A 14,356-nucleotide genomic window follows, 5' to 3' on the forward strand; every position below is an offset into this window, starting at 1 on the left:
CCTATGAATAGCCCAAAAAAGGAGTTATCGCCAGCAGAGCGGGAAGACGTAATCAATGGATTGAAAGCCCGTTTTGAGAAAAACAAGAGCCGACATCCAGGTCTTGAATGGGCCAGCGTACAAGCAAAACTGGATGGTGATGCTGAAAAATTGTGGTCGCTCAACGAAATGGAAAGAACGGGCGGTGAACCGGATGTGGTTGGTTATGACGACAGTACGGGTGAGTTCATTTTCTATGATTGTTCGGCCGAAAGTCCTAAAGGCCGCCGAAGTATTTGCTACGACCGGAAAGCTTTGGACGCCCGGAAAGACTATAAACCGGAAACGACCGCTATGGATATGGCCGCTGATATGGGCATTGAGCTATTGACGGAAGAACAGTATCGGGAATTGCAAAAAATCGGGAATTTTGACACCAAAACGTCGAGCTGGATTCGTACTCCGGACTCCATTCGAAAACTCGGCGGTGCCCTCTTTTGCGATCGGCGCTACGATACGGTTTTCGTGTATCACAACGGGGCCGAATCATATTATAATTCCAGAGCTTTCCGCGGCTTGGTAAGGGTTTAACTTTTGAAAAAAACCATACCCGTTCGATAACATACTATGAATTCCGATATGGATTAGTATGGCAATAAAGCCGATTTATTTTTTCACCTGATCCGGTCGCCAATAGGGTTCGGCTGATGCAATGAACTCCAGGGGCACTTCGGAGATGAACGTCTTTAGCCATTCCGCACAGTATTTCATCCCAGCCTGTTCGGACACCAGATGTCCCAAGATGATCAGTGCCTTTTTTTGGCCGGAAGCAATGGCATCCTGAACATACTCCATAAGTTCCCATTCGTGGGTTTCGCCCACGATGAGCGCGTCGGCTTGTGCCAGATAGGGAACACCGGGCATGAGGCTGACATTGCCCCAGCTGGCCATTACCCGACGCACCGGCAGCTGAGGATCCCCGATTACCCGCATGGTTTTTATGTTCAATTTAGCGGCCATTTCCTGCGCCAGCCGGGCCAATGTGGTTTCAGGAAAGGTAAAGAGTCGCGGGTTTTGTGGATCGAGCCTTTTCTCCCACCCCAGTTCCCGGATCATCCCCGTGGCGATGCCATCCGGCCGGCGCCCGTGCCAGTGATCATGGAAGTGAAAAACCGCCATATTGTGCTGCCGGATAAAATCACGTTTCAGCTGATAAAGGGGATCCTGCTCGACGGGCTCAATCCGATCCTGGTGCGAGTAATAGGTCGGCTCGTGGGTAATGACCATGTTCAGCCCCCTGGCTGCAGCCCGCTGGAGAACCTCCAGGGTAGCCATCATCGTACTGGCTATTCCCTGAACGGGCATTTCCGGAGTCCCCGCAATCAGATTGTCGACGGTCTGGTCGCGCCAGGGAATGCCGACATTGGCTTTGATGCGGTCAATGACCTGACCGACGGAAAGTGCCTGAGGGCCCGAGGGCCGAATGGCCTGGATTGCGGTCATTCCCAACGAAGCCATCAGGAAGGTGCGACGGGACGTGGTGTAGGTTGCCATTTAATCCACTTTATTTGAATTGTTTTCAATATAGTACGAATGTACACTTAATAGGATTCGTAGCCCCTACTCAAAACAAGAACTTTTTAACGTGTCAACAGCCCGCAAGTCCATCACAGCTTTATGCCAAGCCGGTCGCACCAGCCCCGAAAAACCGTGTAGGTATCGTCCAGAATTTTCTGTTGTTCTTCCGGAATGGCCTTTGCCTTGGCGCGGGTGACCAGTTCGAGAGGTACTCCTCTCTTTTTCAAAAAGTATTTGGAACTGAGCGGATAAAACTTTGAGATAATAGGTTCTGTCCGGGTAATTTCGGCCTGAATCCAGCTAAGGTCGGCCGCTTTTGACGGGTCATTTGCGTATTGGCACAGCCAGCTGTGAATTTCGGGGTAAAAATTACCGGAAATGGGCGACATTCCCCGGGCTCCTTTTTGCAGTGATTCCACGGCCGTAGCGGTATGCGCATTGTAGAATTCGAGTTGGGAACCCCGGGCGATGGCCAGCTTTGCTTCAATATTTTTCAGGTCCTCGGACGTATCTTTGTGGTAAATCATCCGTTTGTTGGCAACGAGCGATCTGAAAACATCGGGCGAAATAAGCCGCTTGTAGGGTGTCGGGCATTCATACGTCCCCACCTTCATGGTGCCGGTCAGCGAGAGAAACTTCTCAAAATTAGCCTGCAAAACGGCATCGCTTTCACTTTTTTCGGCAAAATGACTGGAAATAAGAATAACGCCATCGACGCCGGTATCGTGGATTTTTTTGGCAAAGTCGACTTTCGCGGAGAGCGTATCCCCGAATGAACCCGTCGATACGACCGGCACTTTTCCATTGACGTATTTCACCACATGGCGCGTCAGATCGATCCGCTCCTGGTCGGTCAGAAAGTACATTTCACTGCTCAGACAATTAGCAAACAGCCCTTTCGCTCCGGCGGCCAGGTAAAAATCGATCAGCCGGGAAACCTGATCATAGTCGATGGCCGACTGGCTATCGTAGGGGGTAATCATCACCGGGACAAACTTTTTCACTTCAGGCTTAACCGGAAAATTGAAGCCACTGGATGCGGTATTTGCCTGGGACACGGAGGGCATAAGCGTCTGGGCACCGGCCAGAGCAGCCACAGCGGTCATTTTTTCCAGAAACTCTCGTCTGGAAAGCGGGTTGAGCGGTTTCATTGTATCGTCAGGGTTTAGATGGAGAAGTTCTGGATAGGAACACGGATTGTACGGATCAAACGGATTTTAATCCGCGCAAATCCGTTCGATCCGTACAATCCGCGTTCCTATCCAAAATAGCAGACTGCTTACGAAGTAATACTTCAAACCAGGGCAATCGGTACTCCTGGTTTGCACTCTTTTTTTCAAGATGTTCCAAAACCGCCTTCTGGATCACGAATTGGCAGTTTTTGACAAAAAATAGTCCTGAACGAAGGACCGGCTCGGTCGTTTTGCAATTTATTTTCTAAAAATAGAAATAAACGTAGTACACTATCGGCCTACGGGCGTATATGTACTGGTATCGCATCTTTATTGCACACCCGCAACGATTCCTGCTTATTCCAAACCCAAATTTTATTGCATGAAAGGATTTCTATTACCAGACCCTGGTATACCCCTCGCATTTTTCCGCAAGCGGTATACCCTGCTAGCTGCTATGGCCCTTGTGTCGGCCACCGCTCATTCGGCACCGGCACTGAACCCGGCATCACCGGAACGAAAAACCGCAAAAGCCGCGTTGATCCGGTCGTTAGCAAAACCCGTTGAAACCATTAAAGGAAAAGTAACTGACGAAAAAGGCGAAGCGTTGCCCGGCGTAAGCATTTTGCTAAAGGGTACCCAGAAAGGAACCACCACCGACGCAGCAGGCACCTTTTCAATCGACGTTCCTTCCGCCAATTCGGTGCTGGTTTTTTCTTTTGTCGGCTACACCGCGCAGGAAGTTCAGCTTACGAACCGCACGAACCTGGAGATCAGACTACTGGCCGAAAGCAAGGCGCTGGACGAAGTGGTGGTTACGGCCCTGGGTATCCGCAAGGAAACGAAGTCACTCGGTTATTCGGTCACCAAAGTGGACGGGGAGAGTTTTACAAAAACCCGGGAAACTAACTTTGCCAATTCACTGAACGGCAAAGTAGCCGGTGTCAACATCAGCCCGGCGGCCACGGGACCGGCCGGTTCGAGCCGGGTTACCATTCGCGGAAATACGTCGATTTCGGGGAATAACCAGCCGCTGTACATCATCAACGGCCTGCCGATGGACAACACCCAGTTTGGCGGACCGAAAAATGACAACCCGGATTTTGGCGATAATATTTCCAGCATCAACCCCGACGATGTGGAAGACATTACCGTACTGAAGGGAGCCACGGCAGCCGCCCTGTACGGTTCCCGGGCTAAAAACGGTGCCATCGTGATCACCACCAAATCGGGCAAAGGCAACAAAGGGCTGGGCGTCGAATTCAATACCAACAACACCTTTGAAGTCCCTTATTTTATCTGGGATTTACAAAAGGAGTACGGCCAGGGCTATGGTGGTGTAAAACCGGCCAGCCAGCAGGATGCCGCCAACCACGGCCAGAACCACTGGGGCGCGTTATATGACGGTTCGGAAACCATTCAGCTGGACGGCGTAAAACGGCCCTATTCGTACGTAAAAGACCAGGTTCTGAATGATTTCTACGGAACCGGTCACACCAGTGCCAACAACATTTCATTTTCGGGCGGTGGAGACAAAGGCAGTTTCCGGTTGGGAATCACCGACATGCGCAACAAAGGTATTATTCCCAATGCCACCATGCGACGGGACAATATCAGTCTGGGGCTCAACCAGAACATTACCAAAAACCTGACGCTTTCGGCCAATGTCGATTACATCAACGAGCGCGTCGATAACCGCTACATCTTCACGGGCAATTCGGGAAACAGTGCCGGAACGATCCTGTATGTCAACAGCAACATGCCCACCAGCGCCCTGTCGCCGGGGTATGATGAAAACTTCAAGGAAAAGGTTTTGGGAACGGATTTAAATGCGACCAACCCGTACTACACCCTGAACCGGATCTCAAACCGGACCAACAAGGACCGGTTTATTTCCACGGTCAACCTGCGGTACAATATTGCCGACTGGCTCTTTGTTCAGGGGAAAGTCGGGCAGGATTATTACGGTTTTATGACCAACAAGATTGTACCCGAAGGAACGGGGTATCGGCCGGGTGGTCAGATCGACCAGTCGCAGCAAACGTTCTGGGAACGGAACTTTGAAGGGCTGATCGGTTTGAACAAGAGTTTAAACAAGGATTTTGACCTGTCGGTGAATCTGGGCGGAAACCTGATGTCGCAACACCGCTATACCACCCTGATTGTCGGCTCCGGTTTTGTGGTGCCGCAGTTGCACGTGATCAACAATACCGCCAACCGGAACACCACCACGGCCACCTACGACAAAAAGATCAACTCCGTATTTGCCACCGCCGAATTGAGCTACCGGGACTACCTGTATCTGAACCTTACCGGGCGAAATGACTGGTTTTCGACGCTGAACCCGAAATCGAACAACTTCTTTTATCCGTCGGCGGGCCTGAGTTTCGTGTTCTCGCAGGCGTTTAATATGCCGAAAGCCATTAGTTTCGGAAAGCTGCGGGTTGCGTATGCCGCCGTTGGCGGTGATACCGATCCGTATCTGCTCAACCTGACGTACGGCCTGCTGCCGTACAATTACGACGGCCGTTCGCTCGGAACCATTAACCAGTCGACCGTACCCAATAGCAGTTTACGGCCGCTGAGCGTCAACGAGTTTGAAGCAGGTCTCGATCTGCGGTTGTTCAACAATAAACTCGGTTTCGACATTGCCGCCTACAACAAGCTGACGACCAATGACATTGCGGTCGAGAGTATTTCTTCTACCACCGGTTATTCCGGAGTGTCGGTCAATGTGGGTGAAATTCGCAACCGCGGGATTGAATTGCTGGTGACCGGAAAACCGGTAACAACCCAGAATTTCCGGTGGGACGTTTCCTTTAACCTGGCTTACAACAAAAGCAAGGTGCTGAAGATCTCGAATACGTCCAAAGAGCTGATTCTGGCAACGTCGACCAAAGCCTTTATCAAGCATGTGGAAGGCGAAGAGTATTCGCAGATCGTGGGCCGGACCATCAAACGCGATGCGCAGGGTCGGGATGTGATCGATGCGACCGGACTGCCCATCGTTCCCACCAACGTGGTTTCTTTCGGTTCCGGGATTAACAAATACACGACGGGGATCATCAACAATTTCTCGTACAAAAACGTCACGCTGTCGGCGCAGGTGGATGGAAAATTTGGCGGCAAGATTTACTCCGAAACCAATTACAGCCTCGACCACCGCGGGATGTCACCGCATTCGCTTCTGGGAAGAGCATCGGGAGCCATTCTGCCCGGTGTAACCGAAAGCGGAGAAGAAAACAAGGTGCTGGTGACGGCGGATCGGGTGAATAACCGGGCCATCATCGTCCGCCGGCGGGATGCGCTCGACGACTACATCTACGATGCCAGTTTTATCAAGCTGCGGTATGTGTCGCTGACCTACTCGTTGCCGAAGTACCTGTACGAAAAAATCGGGTTTGTCAAGGGTGCCAGCGTATCGCTGGTGGGCCGGAACCTGAGTATCCTGATGAAACACACCCCCGGTCTGGACCCCGAAACCAACCTGTCGGCGGGGAACGACCAGGGCATTGAAATGACCCCTTTGCCACCGACCCGGAGCTACGGGTTCAACGTGAATTTGAAATTCTAGTTTAGCAACGGTTACCATTCATAGACATGAAAAAAATTGTATTTCTAGTTTTCACCGGCTGCCTGTTTTCGCTTTCGGCCTGTGACAATGGGTTTGAAGAACTCAATAAAGACCCCAATGCCGTTACCGCCGACCGCTTCAACCCGGCGTATCTGTTTACGACCGGCCAGTACAACACGGCGAAGGGCGATGAAACCACCAGCCTGAACTATGCAGAACCGTTCGTTCAGCACATGGCGACACTGAGCAATGTGGGAATTTTTGATTTCCAGGGCGACAAATACGTCTACCACAAGGGCAACAACGAAGCCATGTGGAAAGGCACCTACAACGCCATTTCCGGGTCTTCCAAACTAATCGAGGACGTGATCACCCTGTCGAAAGACAAACCGCAGTATTATAATCTGTACCATATGGCCCGCATCTGGAAAACCGTGATTTATCACCGGCTGACGGACATGTACGGCGACCTTCCGTACTTTGAAGCCAACCAGGGCTATTATCAGCAGATTTATAAACCCAAATACGACGCCCAGAAGGACATTTATGCCCACATGCTGGCCGAACTGGAAGACGCCACCGCCAAACTCGATGCGAGCAAGCCCCTCTACACATCGGCCGATATTGTGTACGCGGGCAACATTGCCAAATGGAAGCGGTTTGGCTACTCCATGATGCTGCGTCTCGGCATGCGGCTGTCCAAAGTGGATCCGGCGGCAGCCGAGTCCTGGGTCAAAAAAGCGTTTGCGGGTGGGGTTTTCACGACCATCGACGACAACCTGTTCATCAAGGGAACCGACAAAGCCGGGACGCAGGAAGTGCTGACCAACGGCCAGAGCTGGACAATCAGTGTTTCGGGAAGAAGCCCCGGCAAAATCGCCAAGACCTTTTTCGACTACATGAAAAGTCACAACGATCCGCGGCTGAAGTACACGGTGGCGGTTTATACAGACCCCACCAACGTGGCGACCAAAAACACGGATCCGGCGGTTCAGAAAGGTATGCCGAACGGTCTGGACCGGATTACCCTGCCCAAAGATCCCAGTTACAACCCAACCGCACCGGGTCAGGAACACCAGTATTCGGGCGTGAACCGCGATGTGTTTGGCAAGCTCGACGGACCGCGAATGCTGCTCACCTATGCCGAAGTTCAATTGCTGCTGGCGGAAGCCGCCGTCAGAGGCTGGGTTAGCGGAGATGCGGCCCAATATTACCGCAACGGGGTCACCGGGGCCATGAAAATGCTTCAGCAGTACGACGTGTCGGCCACGATACCGGATGCGGACATCACGGCCTATCTGACCGCCAACCCGTTTGCGGGTGTTGCCGACAAGGAAAAGGCGTTCGAGCAGATCAATTCCGAATACTGGGTTGCGACGTTCCTGAACGGTTACGAATCGTACGCCAATGTCCGCCGTTCCGGGTATCCTAAATTAATTCCGGTCAACTACCCCGACAATGAAACCGGTGGCACCTACCCCCGCCGGTTGCGGTATCCGGACGACGAACCGGTTTTGAATGCCGCCAATTACAATGCCGCCGTGGCGCGTCAGGGAGCGGATAATTACAAGACCAGAGTGTGGTGGGATAAGCAGTAATTGAACGTCGATACCGGCGGTTTTAGTAAGCGGGTCAGGCTGCGGTTGGCTAATGGGGCAACCGCAGCCTGACCCGCTTTTTTTGCAAGGAAAATCCCACCGGGCGATTCCTGAACGCTCTGTACCGGGCTTGCATCAAATGCCGTATCTTTGTAAAAAGCCAGTTGCATGAGAACCAATCAGTTTACCGTAGCCGAAATCAGATCGATCGCCAAAGGGGTGCGTCCCGCTTTTCGTAAAGCGCTGCAGGAATGGGGGAATGCACTGGATGAATCCGACGATTCGGCGTACGTTTTGTTCTGTAAACCGACCACAAAGGCCGTTCATTTTAATATAAGTTTTGCCAAAGGTAATTCGGATGCCGCCCGCGAAATGGATGCCTACTGTGAGCAAAACAGGCTCGAAGTGATCGGTTATTTTTCCCAGTTCGAGATAAGTGAAATGGACGATGTGGATGTTGCGGATAAAATCATTGACCAGCTTTACTAGAAAGCCCTGAATTTCAACGGAATGATTTGAGAGCTTAGACGGTTCTGCCTCCGCAGCAACTGGCCAATCGGTGATCCATTGAGCCGGGTCTTTTCTGCTTTAAAAATTGTTGGGAGCGGCACATCGTTTCCAGTATTCCATAATGACCGAAATGGTTTTTTCCAGCTCAGACATGGAATCCTGTTTGATAAAAAAGCCCTGAGCCGACATGCTGTAGGCTTCGATAACCATTTCCTGGCTTACAGCCGTGGAAAAAAACAGGTAAGGAATGCATTTAACTTGCAACTGCGAATCAGTAAATATTTTCTGCCTTAATGCAAACCCATCCAGTTTAGGCATATTGACATCGGAGAGAATCAGAAACGGCATCAACTCTGTCCTGTTTAAAAAACCGAGAGCCTCTTCTCCGTCAGAAAAGTAAATGACTTTGTTGGAATAGTTTAATTTTTTAAAGATCTGTTCCAGCAGGAACTGGTCATCAGCATCGTCTTCAATGATTATAATCGGTCCATTTTTATTCATCCTATGGTTTTTGAGGCAGGCTATACCTCAAACATAGAGATAAAAAATCACTTCATTTCATCTTTGCCGCTGTTATTAAAAAAGACGCCTTTATTCCGTGGGCTTAGCCACGTCCGGTTCAAAAACAACGCGTGCATCCCCGAGCTTCACTTCCTCATTTTTCGTAATTCGTTGCAAGCGGCCAAAAGCATCTTTCCGCACCTGGATCGAGGCATCGTCGAAACGTTTGAAAGTCACCCAGTCAACGTAGGCGCGGTTGGATTCGATATCCAGAAAACCGCCGTATTCAAGGTTGTGTTTATCGAGGTCCAAAACGTAAATCACCGTCAGCGTAATGGGTTCGTTTGTTTTGGAATAGAAAGTCCAGGTCAGTTTCATACCATCAAAATTGGGTGTGTCATCCGGTTTTCTGCTCAATCTAAACCGAATGGCAGAATCGGCCTAAAATTAACAGATTCTGATGCTTTTTTACCAATGGAACGTATCTCTGCTGGAAAAAACACCCCGGTTTTCAAGGCACGGCCTGTCGAAATTGGCCCTTGCCAGAAGCAACGCTTCCGGCTTCACATCGCATTCGGCGAAGAGATTTATCGCTTTCTGCCAGGGGCTGCTGACATAGGGCTGTCACCAGGTCAGAATACCTTTGTAACGTAAACAAACTCTTACAACTATGTCACAGATCGAAATGCTTTTGAAGGAAATGAATCAGGAAGCCAACACGACCCGGAAAATGCTTGGCCGCATTCCCGACGACAAATACGACTGGCAGCCGCACGAAAAAAGCATGACCATCCGGTCTCTGGCAACGCACATTGCCGAATTGCCGTCGTGGGTAGCGATGGCGGTGACCACCGACGGGCTCGATTTTGCCACGACTCCCTATCAACCCAAACCGATCGACAACACGGCCCAGGTTCTGGAGTTGTTTGAGGATTCGCTCGCCGAGGGAAAAGAACAGTTGACCAACGCGACAGAAGATCAGTTGGAAGGCCGGTGGGTCCTGCGCAATGGCGACCAGGTTTTAAGCGACTCCACGAAGGGCGAAATAATCCGGATGACGTTCAGCCAGATTGTTCACCACCGCGCACAACTCGGCGTTTACCTTCGGCTGTTGAATATTCCGATTCCGGGCAGTTATGGCCCCAGCGCCGACGAGCCTTTTTGAGAACACGAAAGCGTCAGGAACCGCATTGACGGACGGGTGAGATCAGTGAATAAAGACACAAGCTCCAACTTTACCATGCGTTTATTCGTCCTTCTCACCACGTCACTGTTCCGTCTTGCGCTCGGTCAATACCCTTTTAAACTTAGCGCTTCGGTATCGATCATTTCAACGCGTTTACCCATTTTTTTCTGGATGATTTTAAAATGGTGCTCATCGTCGGGGGCTATCAACGAAATCGCTTCGCCTTCGGCTTCGGCCCGGCCCGTCCGGCCAATCCGGTGGATATAATCTTTGGGCGATCGGGGTAATTCGTAGTTGATCACAAACGGCAGTAGCTGAATATCGATTCCTCTGGAAATCAAATCAGTAGCCACCAGTACCGGTAATTTCCCCGACTTAAATCGGCTCAGGGTGTCTGTTCGGGCACCCTGACTTTTTTCCCCGTGAATGGCTTCGGCCTGAACGCCATTTTTACGGAGTTTAACCACCAGATTATCTGCCGTTCGGGTGGACGAAACAAACACCAGCACCTGCGTCATCTTGCGTTCCCTGATCAAATACCGCAGCAAAGGTCCCTTCCGTTCGGGATCGATCCGGTAGGCAACCTGCTTGATCAGATCCAGATTCTGGGGCTCTTCGGCAATTTCAATTTTAATTGGATTGCGCAGCAGGTTTTCCCGTATTCCCTGAATCGCATCGCCCAGGGTGGCCGAAAAAAGCACATTCTGGCGACTTTTGGGCAACATCTCGAAAATCTGGTTCATTTCTTCCGCAAAACCGAGATCCAGCATTTTGTCTGCTTCGTCCAGCACCAGGATGTCGACTTCCCAAAGGTGTAAGGCGTTGGAAGCCACCAGGTCCAGCAGCCGGCCGGGCGTTGCCACCACAATCTCGACGCCCTGCAAAGCGATCATTTGCGGATTGATGGACACCCCGCCAAATACCGCCAGCGTTTTTACTTTTCGGGGCAGATTAGCCCCGAACGTTTGGAAAACTTCGGCCACCTGCACGGCCAGTTCGCGGGTCGGCACCAGCACCAGGGCTTTTACCTGACGGTTGCCGGCGATTTTTTTACGCTGAAACAGTTCGAGAATGGGCAAGACAAAACCGGCGGTTTTGCCCGACCCGGTTTTGGCAATTCCCAGCACATCGTGGCCCTTCAAAATGGTCGGGATGGCTTCCTGCTGAATGGGATACGGCTGGGTATACTGTTGTTCCGCGACGGCTTTCAGGAGCGGTTCGGATAAACCAAGGGATAAAAAAGACATAAATGCTAACCTGTTTGGGCTAAAAACCCGTTTACAAGCCTCAAATATACCACTAAATACCGCAAGGGAGTGGGTATCTACTCCCGGAAGCCATTTTCACCCGTATCGAGCCCGGTTATTCGCGTTGGCCCGTGAGCGCTGAGAATCAATACCGTATTCGTTGTTTTGCCAGGCAACCGCTTCCGTGCTGTAGGCTTCGATACCATCACGGATGAAGCGGGTTGCCTGACTTTTCAGGCTCCATTAATTATTCTTCCGGGTTTTCTTAATCGGTTTGCCGTATTTTTTCATCATTTCCTCCGCGTGATTCCGGCGAACATTCACCTTCTTGTTCTTCTCGATCTTCTCGTGAAAAGCCCCGCCAAAGGTGTCGCTGAGGTGAATTTTCACGCCGGGATTTTTCATGTTCACCTTCGGCTTCTCGTCTTCGGTCAATACATCCGAAATGTCAAGATCGGCGGGCAATGGCAGCATCGGAATGGCATAATTCATCAGTTGTTCGATGGCCTCCTGCCGTTCTTTTTCCCTTTCGGTACAAAACGCGATGGCAATGCCGTTCTTGTCGGCCCGGCCGGTCCGGCCAATCCGGTGAATGTACATTTCCGGCACTTCCGGCAGATCGAAATTGATCACGTGCGAAACCTCCGCCACATCCAGCCCGCGGGCAATGATGTCGGTCGCAATCAGAAGGCGGTAATTTCCCTCCTGAAACTGCCGGACGGAATTGAAGCGGTGATTCTGCTCCTTGTTGGAATGGATGACGCCAATCTGCTCCGGATACTTGGCTTCCAGTTGCTCGTACAGCTGATTTGCCAGGTTTTTGGTGGCCACAAAAACCAGCACTTTAGTCATGTCGGAATCCTGCCGCAGCAGCAGTTCCAGCAAATTGATCTTCGTATAAAAATTAGGAACCGCATACGCCGTCTGACGGATATTTTCCAGGGGCGTTCCCGTCGGGGCCGCTTCGACGCGCACGGGATTATTAAAATACGTTTCAATCAGCCCCTCAACCTCTTCGGTCATGGTAGCCGAAAACAGCAGGTTTTGCCGTTTGGGGGGCAAAAGATCCAGGATGGTTTCCAGCTGGGTCCGAAAACCGAGATTCAGCATTTCATCCACTTCATCGATTACCAGCCGCTTAACGCTTTTGGTTTTCAGCAACCCTTTGATAGACAGGTCAATCAGTCGGCCCGGTGTTGAAACCAGCACATCCATCCCCTGCTCTACTTCGGCAATCTGGGGTCTGATATTGACGCCCCCGTAAATTCCCACGACCACCAGATTTAGGTACGTAGTCAACTGCTGCACGGCTTCAACGACCTGCACCACCAGTTCGCGCGTCGGAACAATGATGAGCAATTGCGGAAGGCGTTCTTTCGAATGCTGGATCTGTCGCAGACAGGGCAGCAGGTAGGCAAACGTTTTTCCGGTTCCGGTTTGGGCAATTCCGCACACGTCCTTTCCCGACATCACCACCGAAAATACCGTCTGCTGAATCGGCGTAGGCGTAGTGTAGCCCAGATCCGTCAGGGCATTTAACAGCGGTTTATTCAGATTTAAATCTTCAAAAGTCATATCCTTGTCTGTCTACTAAACAATGCAGACCGTTTTAATCTTTAGTAGGAACGATTACCCCTGCAGCCCGGCACCGGTTGTCCGGCCTTTTGGGGCTTGGGGATGATGTTCAAATTTCAACCAGCCTCCATGAAAACGCAAAATTACGAAAACCACGTTCGCTATTACCCCCCTCACCACTTTGTATTTTATCCGGTCGTCCTGGTGCTCCTGGGACTTAGTCTCTATTTCGCCTTTACCTCCGAAGAACAGTCGCTGATCTGGCTCTTCATTGCCCTTCTTATTGGCCTCATCACCTGGGTTGCCTTCATGCTGCGGCAGCATTATGCCCTTGGTAATCAGAACCGAATCGTTCGGCTGGAAATGCGGTTTCGGTATTATGTACTGACGAACCAGCGATTGGAAACCATCGAAAACCAACTTTCGTTCGGCCAGCTTCTCGCCTTGCGGTTTGCGTCGGACGAGGAACTCCCGGGTTTGACCCAACGCGCGCTGGCCGACCAGCTGAGTCCCGATGCCATTAAAAAGGCAATTGTCAACTGGACACCCGACCACATGCGGGTGTAATCAAATGCAACAGCGGAAGACAAGAGGGCCAATACCGGGTTTAGCGCCTTGCTTCTTTCGCCAGCGCATACGCCAAACCGGGGTAGCTGTTTACTTTTCTGGCGATCAGTCCCTGTCTGTTAATGACAAAATGGGTGGGATAGGAATTAACCTGCAGGGTATCCTCCAGAAACTTTTGCTGATTCGGCACGACGGCATAATCGAATTTCTTTTTCTTCAAAAAAGCCGCCACTTTTTCGGGGGAATCAAAACACAGGCTAACAAACAGAATATCATCCCGGTCTTTGTAACGCTGTTTTAAGTCGTTCAGAACCGGTATTTCCTGGATACAGGGCAGACAGGCCAGAAACCAGCATTTGAGCACCAGAATTTTCCCTTTCGTAGTTGTCTTGGTATACCTCTTGCCATCCAGATCGGTAAAGGTATAATCGGGTAAGGGCGTCCCTTCTTTCTGATAATGCTCCCATTCTTCCAGCCCCCAGTACTTAACCGTAATCCGGATGTCCTGATTGGTCGACGGAGTCAACGTTGCCAATTGATAAATGGCGGTGGAGTCTTTCGATTTCAGGCGCAACGGAAAGTAGTTTCCGGTTGCAATCAATTTCAGAAAGCTTCCCCGGTCAAGGCGGTTCGATACCGTATCGAGTGCCAGAAAATCCTCATCGAGTTTTACATTCTGCTGGCGGTAGGCCAAAAAACTCGTAATATCTTTCAGGATAACCGCAGGAGCCATAACCGGCTCTGCGGAATCCTTTTTCTGATCACAGGAACTGATCACCAGACTCAGGATCAGAAGTCCAAAAACAACGTTTACTTTCATAGTACTGGTTTACTGACTGATTTCTCCCCTATTTCGTGCCTTAAGTTCT

The 14,356-nt window shown here is 50.9% G+C and carries 13 protein-coding genes; 6 read left to right on the top strand and 7 right to left on the bottom strand.

The features are described 5' to 3' along the window. Positions 1–3 precede the first annotated feature (3 nt). Positions 4–570 (top strand): DUF4256 domain-containing protein, encoded by a 567-nt coding sequence (locus EHT87_RS16865; RefSeq protein WP_124907823.1) that lies wholly within the window; start codon positions 4–6, stop codon positions 568–570. Between the two features lie 75 nt (positions 571–645). Here EHT87_RS16865 and EHT87_RS16870 read toward each other — a convergent pair whose 3' ends face one another. Then, complete coding sequence (locus EHT87_RS16870) at positions 646–1,533, bottom strand: Nif3-like dinuclear metal center hexameric protein (protein ID WP_124907824.1); 888 nt, start codon at positions 1,531–1,533, stop codon at positions 646–648. 113 nt (positions 1,534–1,646) lie between these two features. Beyond that, positions 1,647–2,708, bottom strand: coding sequence for a dihydrodipicolinate synthase family protein (locus EHT87_RS16875; protein WP_221622032.1), 1,062 nt, complete (start codon positions 2,706–2,708; stop codon positions 1,647–1,649). A gap of 403 nt (positions 2,709–3,111) precedes the next feature. On the opposite strand from EHT87_RS16875, the gene EHT87_RS16880 reads away from it, so the two are divergent. The 3 genes from EHT87_RS16880 to EHT87_RS16890 all read left to right on the top strand — a co-directional run bounded on the left by EHT87_RS16880 (position 3,112) and on the right by EHT87_RS16890 (position 8,390). Further along, entirely contained in the window at positions 3,112–6,303 is a 3,192-nt protein-coding gene (locus EHT87_RS16880; RefSeq protein ID WP_124907825.1) for a SusC/RagA family TonB-linked outer membrane protein, read from the top strand. Between the two features lie 26 nt (positions 6,304–6,329). After that, positions 6,330–7,901 carry a SusD/RagB family nutrient-binding outer membrane lipoprotein gene (locus tag EHT87_RS16885; RefSeq protein WP_124907826.1) on the top strand — a complete coding sequence of 524 codons (1,572 nt, stop codon included), beginning with the start codon at positions 6,330–6,332 and terminating at the stop codon, positions 7,899–7,901. Positions 7,902–8,069: 168 nt separating this feature from the next. Next, entirely contained in the window at positions 8,070–8,390 is a 321-nt protein-coding gene (locus EHT87_RS16890) for a hypothetical protein (protein ID WP_124907827.1), read from the top strand. A 99-nt stretch (positions 8,391–8,489) separates the two neighbouring features. On the opposite strand, the gene EHT87_RS16895 is transcribed toward EHT87_RS16890, so the two are convergent. Together EHT87_RS16895 and EHT87_RS16900 are read right to left on the bottom strand one after the other, a co-directional pair. Beyond that, a complete protein-coding gene (locus EHT87_RS16895) occupies positions 8,490–8,912 on the bottom strand; it encodes a response regulator (protein ID WP_124907828.1) in 423 nt (140 codons plus the stop codon). Positions 8,913–9,002: 90 nt separating this feature from the next. Further along, a complete protein-coding gene (locus EHT87_RS16900; protein WP_185716259.1) occupies positions 9,003–9,290 on the bottom strand; it encodes a hypothetical protein in 288 nt (95 codons plus the stop codon). A 292-nt stretch (positions 9,291–9,582) separates the two neighbouring features. Here EHT87_RS16900 and EHT87_RS16905 point away from each other — a divergent pair, with 292 nt between their 5' ends. Next, positions 9,583–10,077: a DinB family protein gene (locus EHT87_RS16905; RefSeq protein ID WP_124907829.1), complete on the top strand. Its 495-nt coding sequence runs from the start codon at positions 9,583–9,585 to the stop codon at positions 10,075–10,077. Between the two features lie 125 nt (positions 10,078–10,202). On the opposite strand, the gene EHT87_RS16910 is transcribed toward EHT87_RS16905, so the two are convergent. Continuing rightward, on the bottom strand, positions 10,203–11,345 hold the full coding sequence (locus tag EHT87_RS16910) for a DEAD/DEAH box helicase (RefSeq protein WP_124907830.1): 1,143 nt from the start codon (positions 11,343–11,345) through the stop codon (positions 10,203–10,205). A 243-nt stretch (positions 11,346–11,588) separates the two neighbouring features. Next, on the bottom strand, positions 11,589–12,920 hold the full coding sequence (locus tag EHT87_RS16915; protein ID WP_124907831.1) for a DEAD/DEAH box helicase: 1,332 nt from the start codon (positions 12,918–12,920) through the stop codon (positions 11,589–11,591). Between the two features lie 129 nt (positions 12,921–13,049). Here EHT87_RS16915 and EHT87_RS16920 point away from each other — a divergent pair, with 129 nt between their 5' ends. Further along, positions 13,050–13,487 (top strand): DUF6526 family protein, encoded by a 438-nt coding sequence (locus EHT87_RS16920; protein WP_124907832.1) that lies wholly within the window; start codon positions 13,050–13,052, stop codon positions 13,485–13,487. A 40-nt stretch (positions 13,488–13,527) separates the two neighbouring features. Here EHT87_RS16920 and EHT87_RS16925 read toward each other — a convergent pair whose 3' ends face one another. Next, positions 13,528–14,307, bottom strand: a complete 780-nt coding sequence (locus EHT87_RS16925) for a TlpA family protein disulfide reductase (RefSeq protein WP_124907833.1) — start codon at positions 14,305–14,307, stop codon at positions 13,528–13,530. Positions 14,308–14,356 lie beyond the last annotated feature (49 nt).

The sequence above is a fragment of the Larkinella knui genome, assembly GCF_003858645.1.
Classification (GTDB): domain Bacteria; phylum Bacteroidota; class Bacteroidia; order Cytophagales; family Spirosomataceae; genus Larkinella; species Larkinella knui.

What these genes read in the sequence shown, in the direction of transcription:
- EHT87_RS16910 (WP_124907830.1), bottom strand. Translation starts at nt 11,345, where the DNA reads ATGTCTTTTTTATCCCTTGGTTTATCCGAACCGCTCCTGAAAGCCGTC.
- EHT87_RS16905 (WP_124907829.1), top strand. Translation starts at nt 9,583, where the DNA reads ATGTCACAGATCGAAATGCTTTTGAAGGAAATGAATCAGGAAGCCAAC.
- EHT87_RS16870 (WP_124907824.1), bottom strand. Translation starts at nt 1,533, where the DNA reads ATGGCAACCTACACCACGTCCCGTCGCACCTTCCTGATGGCTTCGTTG.
- EHT87_RS16880 (WP_124907825.1), top strand. Translation starts at nt 3,112, where the DNA reads ATGAAAGGATTTCTATTACCAGACCCTGGTATACCCCTCGCATTTTTC.
- EHT87_RS16900 (WP_185716259.1), bottom strand. Translation starts at nt 9,290, where the DNA reads ATGAAACTGACCTGGACTTTCTATTCCAAAACAAACGAACCCATTACG.
- EHT87_RS16865 (WP_124907823.1), top strand. Translation starts at nt 4, where the DNA reads ATGAATAGCCCAAAAAAGGAGTTATCGCCAGCAGAGCGGGAAGACGTA.
- EHT87_RS16920 (WP_124907832.1), top strand. Translation starts at nt 13,050, where the DNA reads ATGAAAACGCAAAATTACGAAAACCACGTTCGCTATTACCCCCCTCAC.
- EHT87_RS16895 (WP_124907828.1), bottom strand. Translation starts at nt 8,912, where the DNA reads ATGAATAAAAATGGACCGATTATAATCATTGAAGACGATGCTGATGAC.
- EHT87_RS16890 (WP_124907827.1), top strand. Translation starts at nt 8,070, where the DNA reads ATGAGAACCAATCAGTTTACCGTAGCCGAAATCAGATCGATCGCCAAA.
- EHT87_RS16875 (WP_221622032.1), bottom strand. Translation starts at nt 2,708, where the DNA reads ATGAAACCGCTCAACCCGCTTTCCAGACGAGAGTTTCTGGAAAAAATG.
- EHT87_RS16925 (WP_124907833.1), bottom strand. Translation starts at nt 14,307, where the DNA reads ATGAAAGTAAACGTTGTTTTTGGACTTCTGATCCTGAGTCTGGTGATC.
- EHT87_RS16885 (WP_124907826.1), top strand. Translation starts at nt 6,330, where the DNA reads ATGAAAAAAATTGTATTTCTAGTTTTCACCGGCTGCCTGTTTTCGCTT.
- EHT87_RS16915 (WP_124907831.1), bottom strand. Translation starts at nt 12,920, where the DNA reads ATGACTTTTGAAGATTTAAATCTGAATAAACCGCTGTTAAATGCCCTG.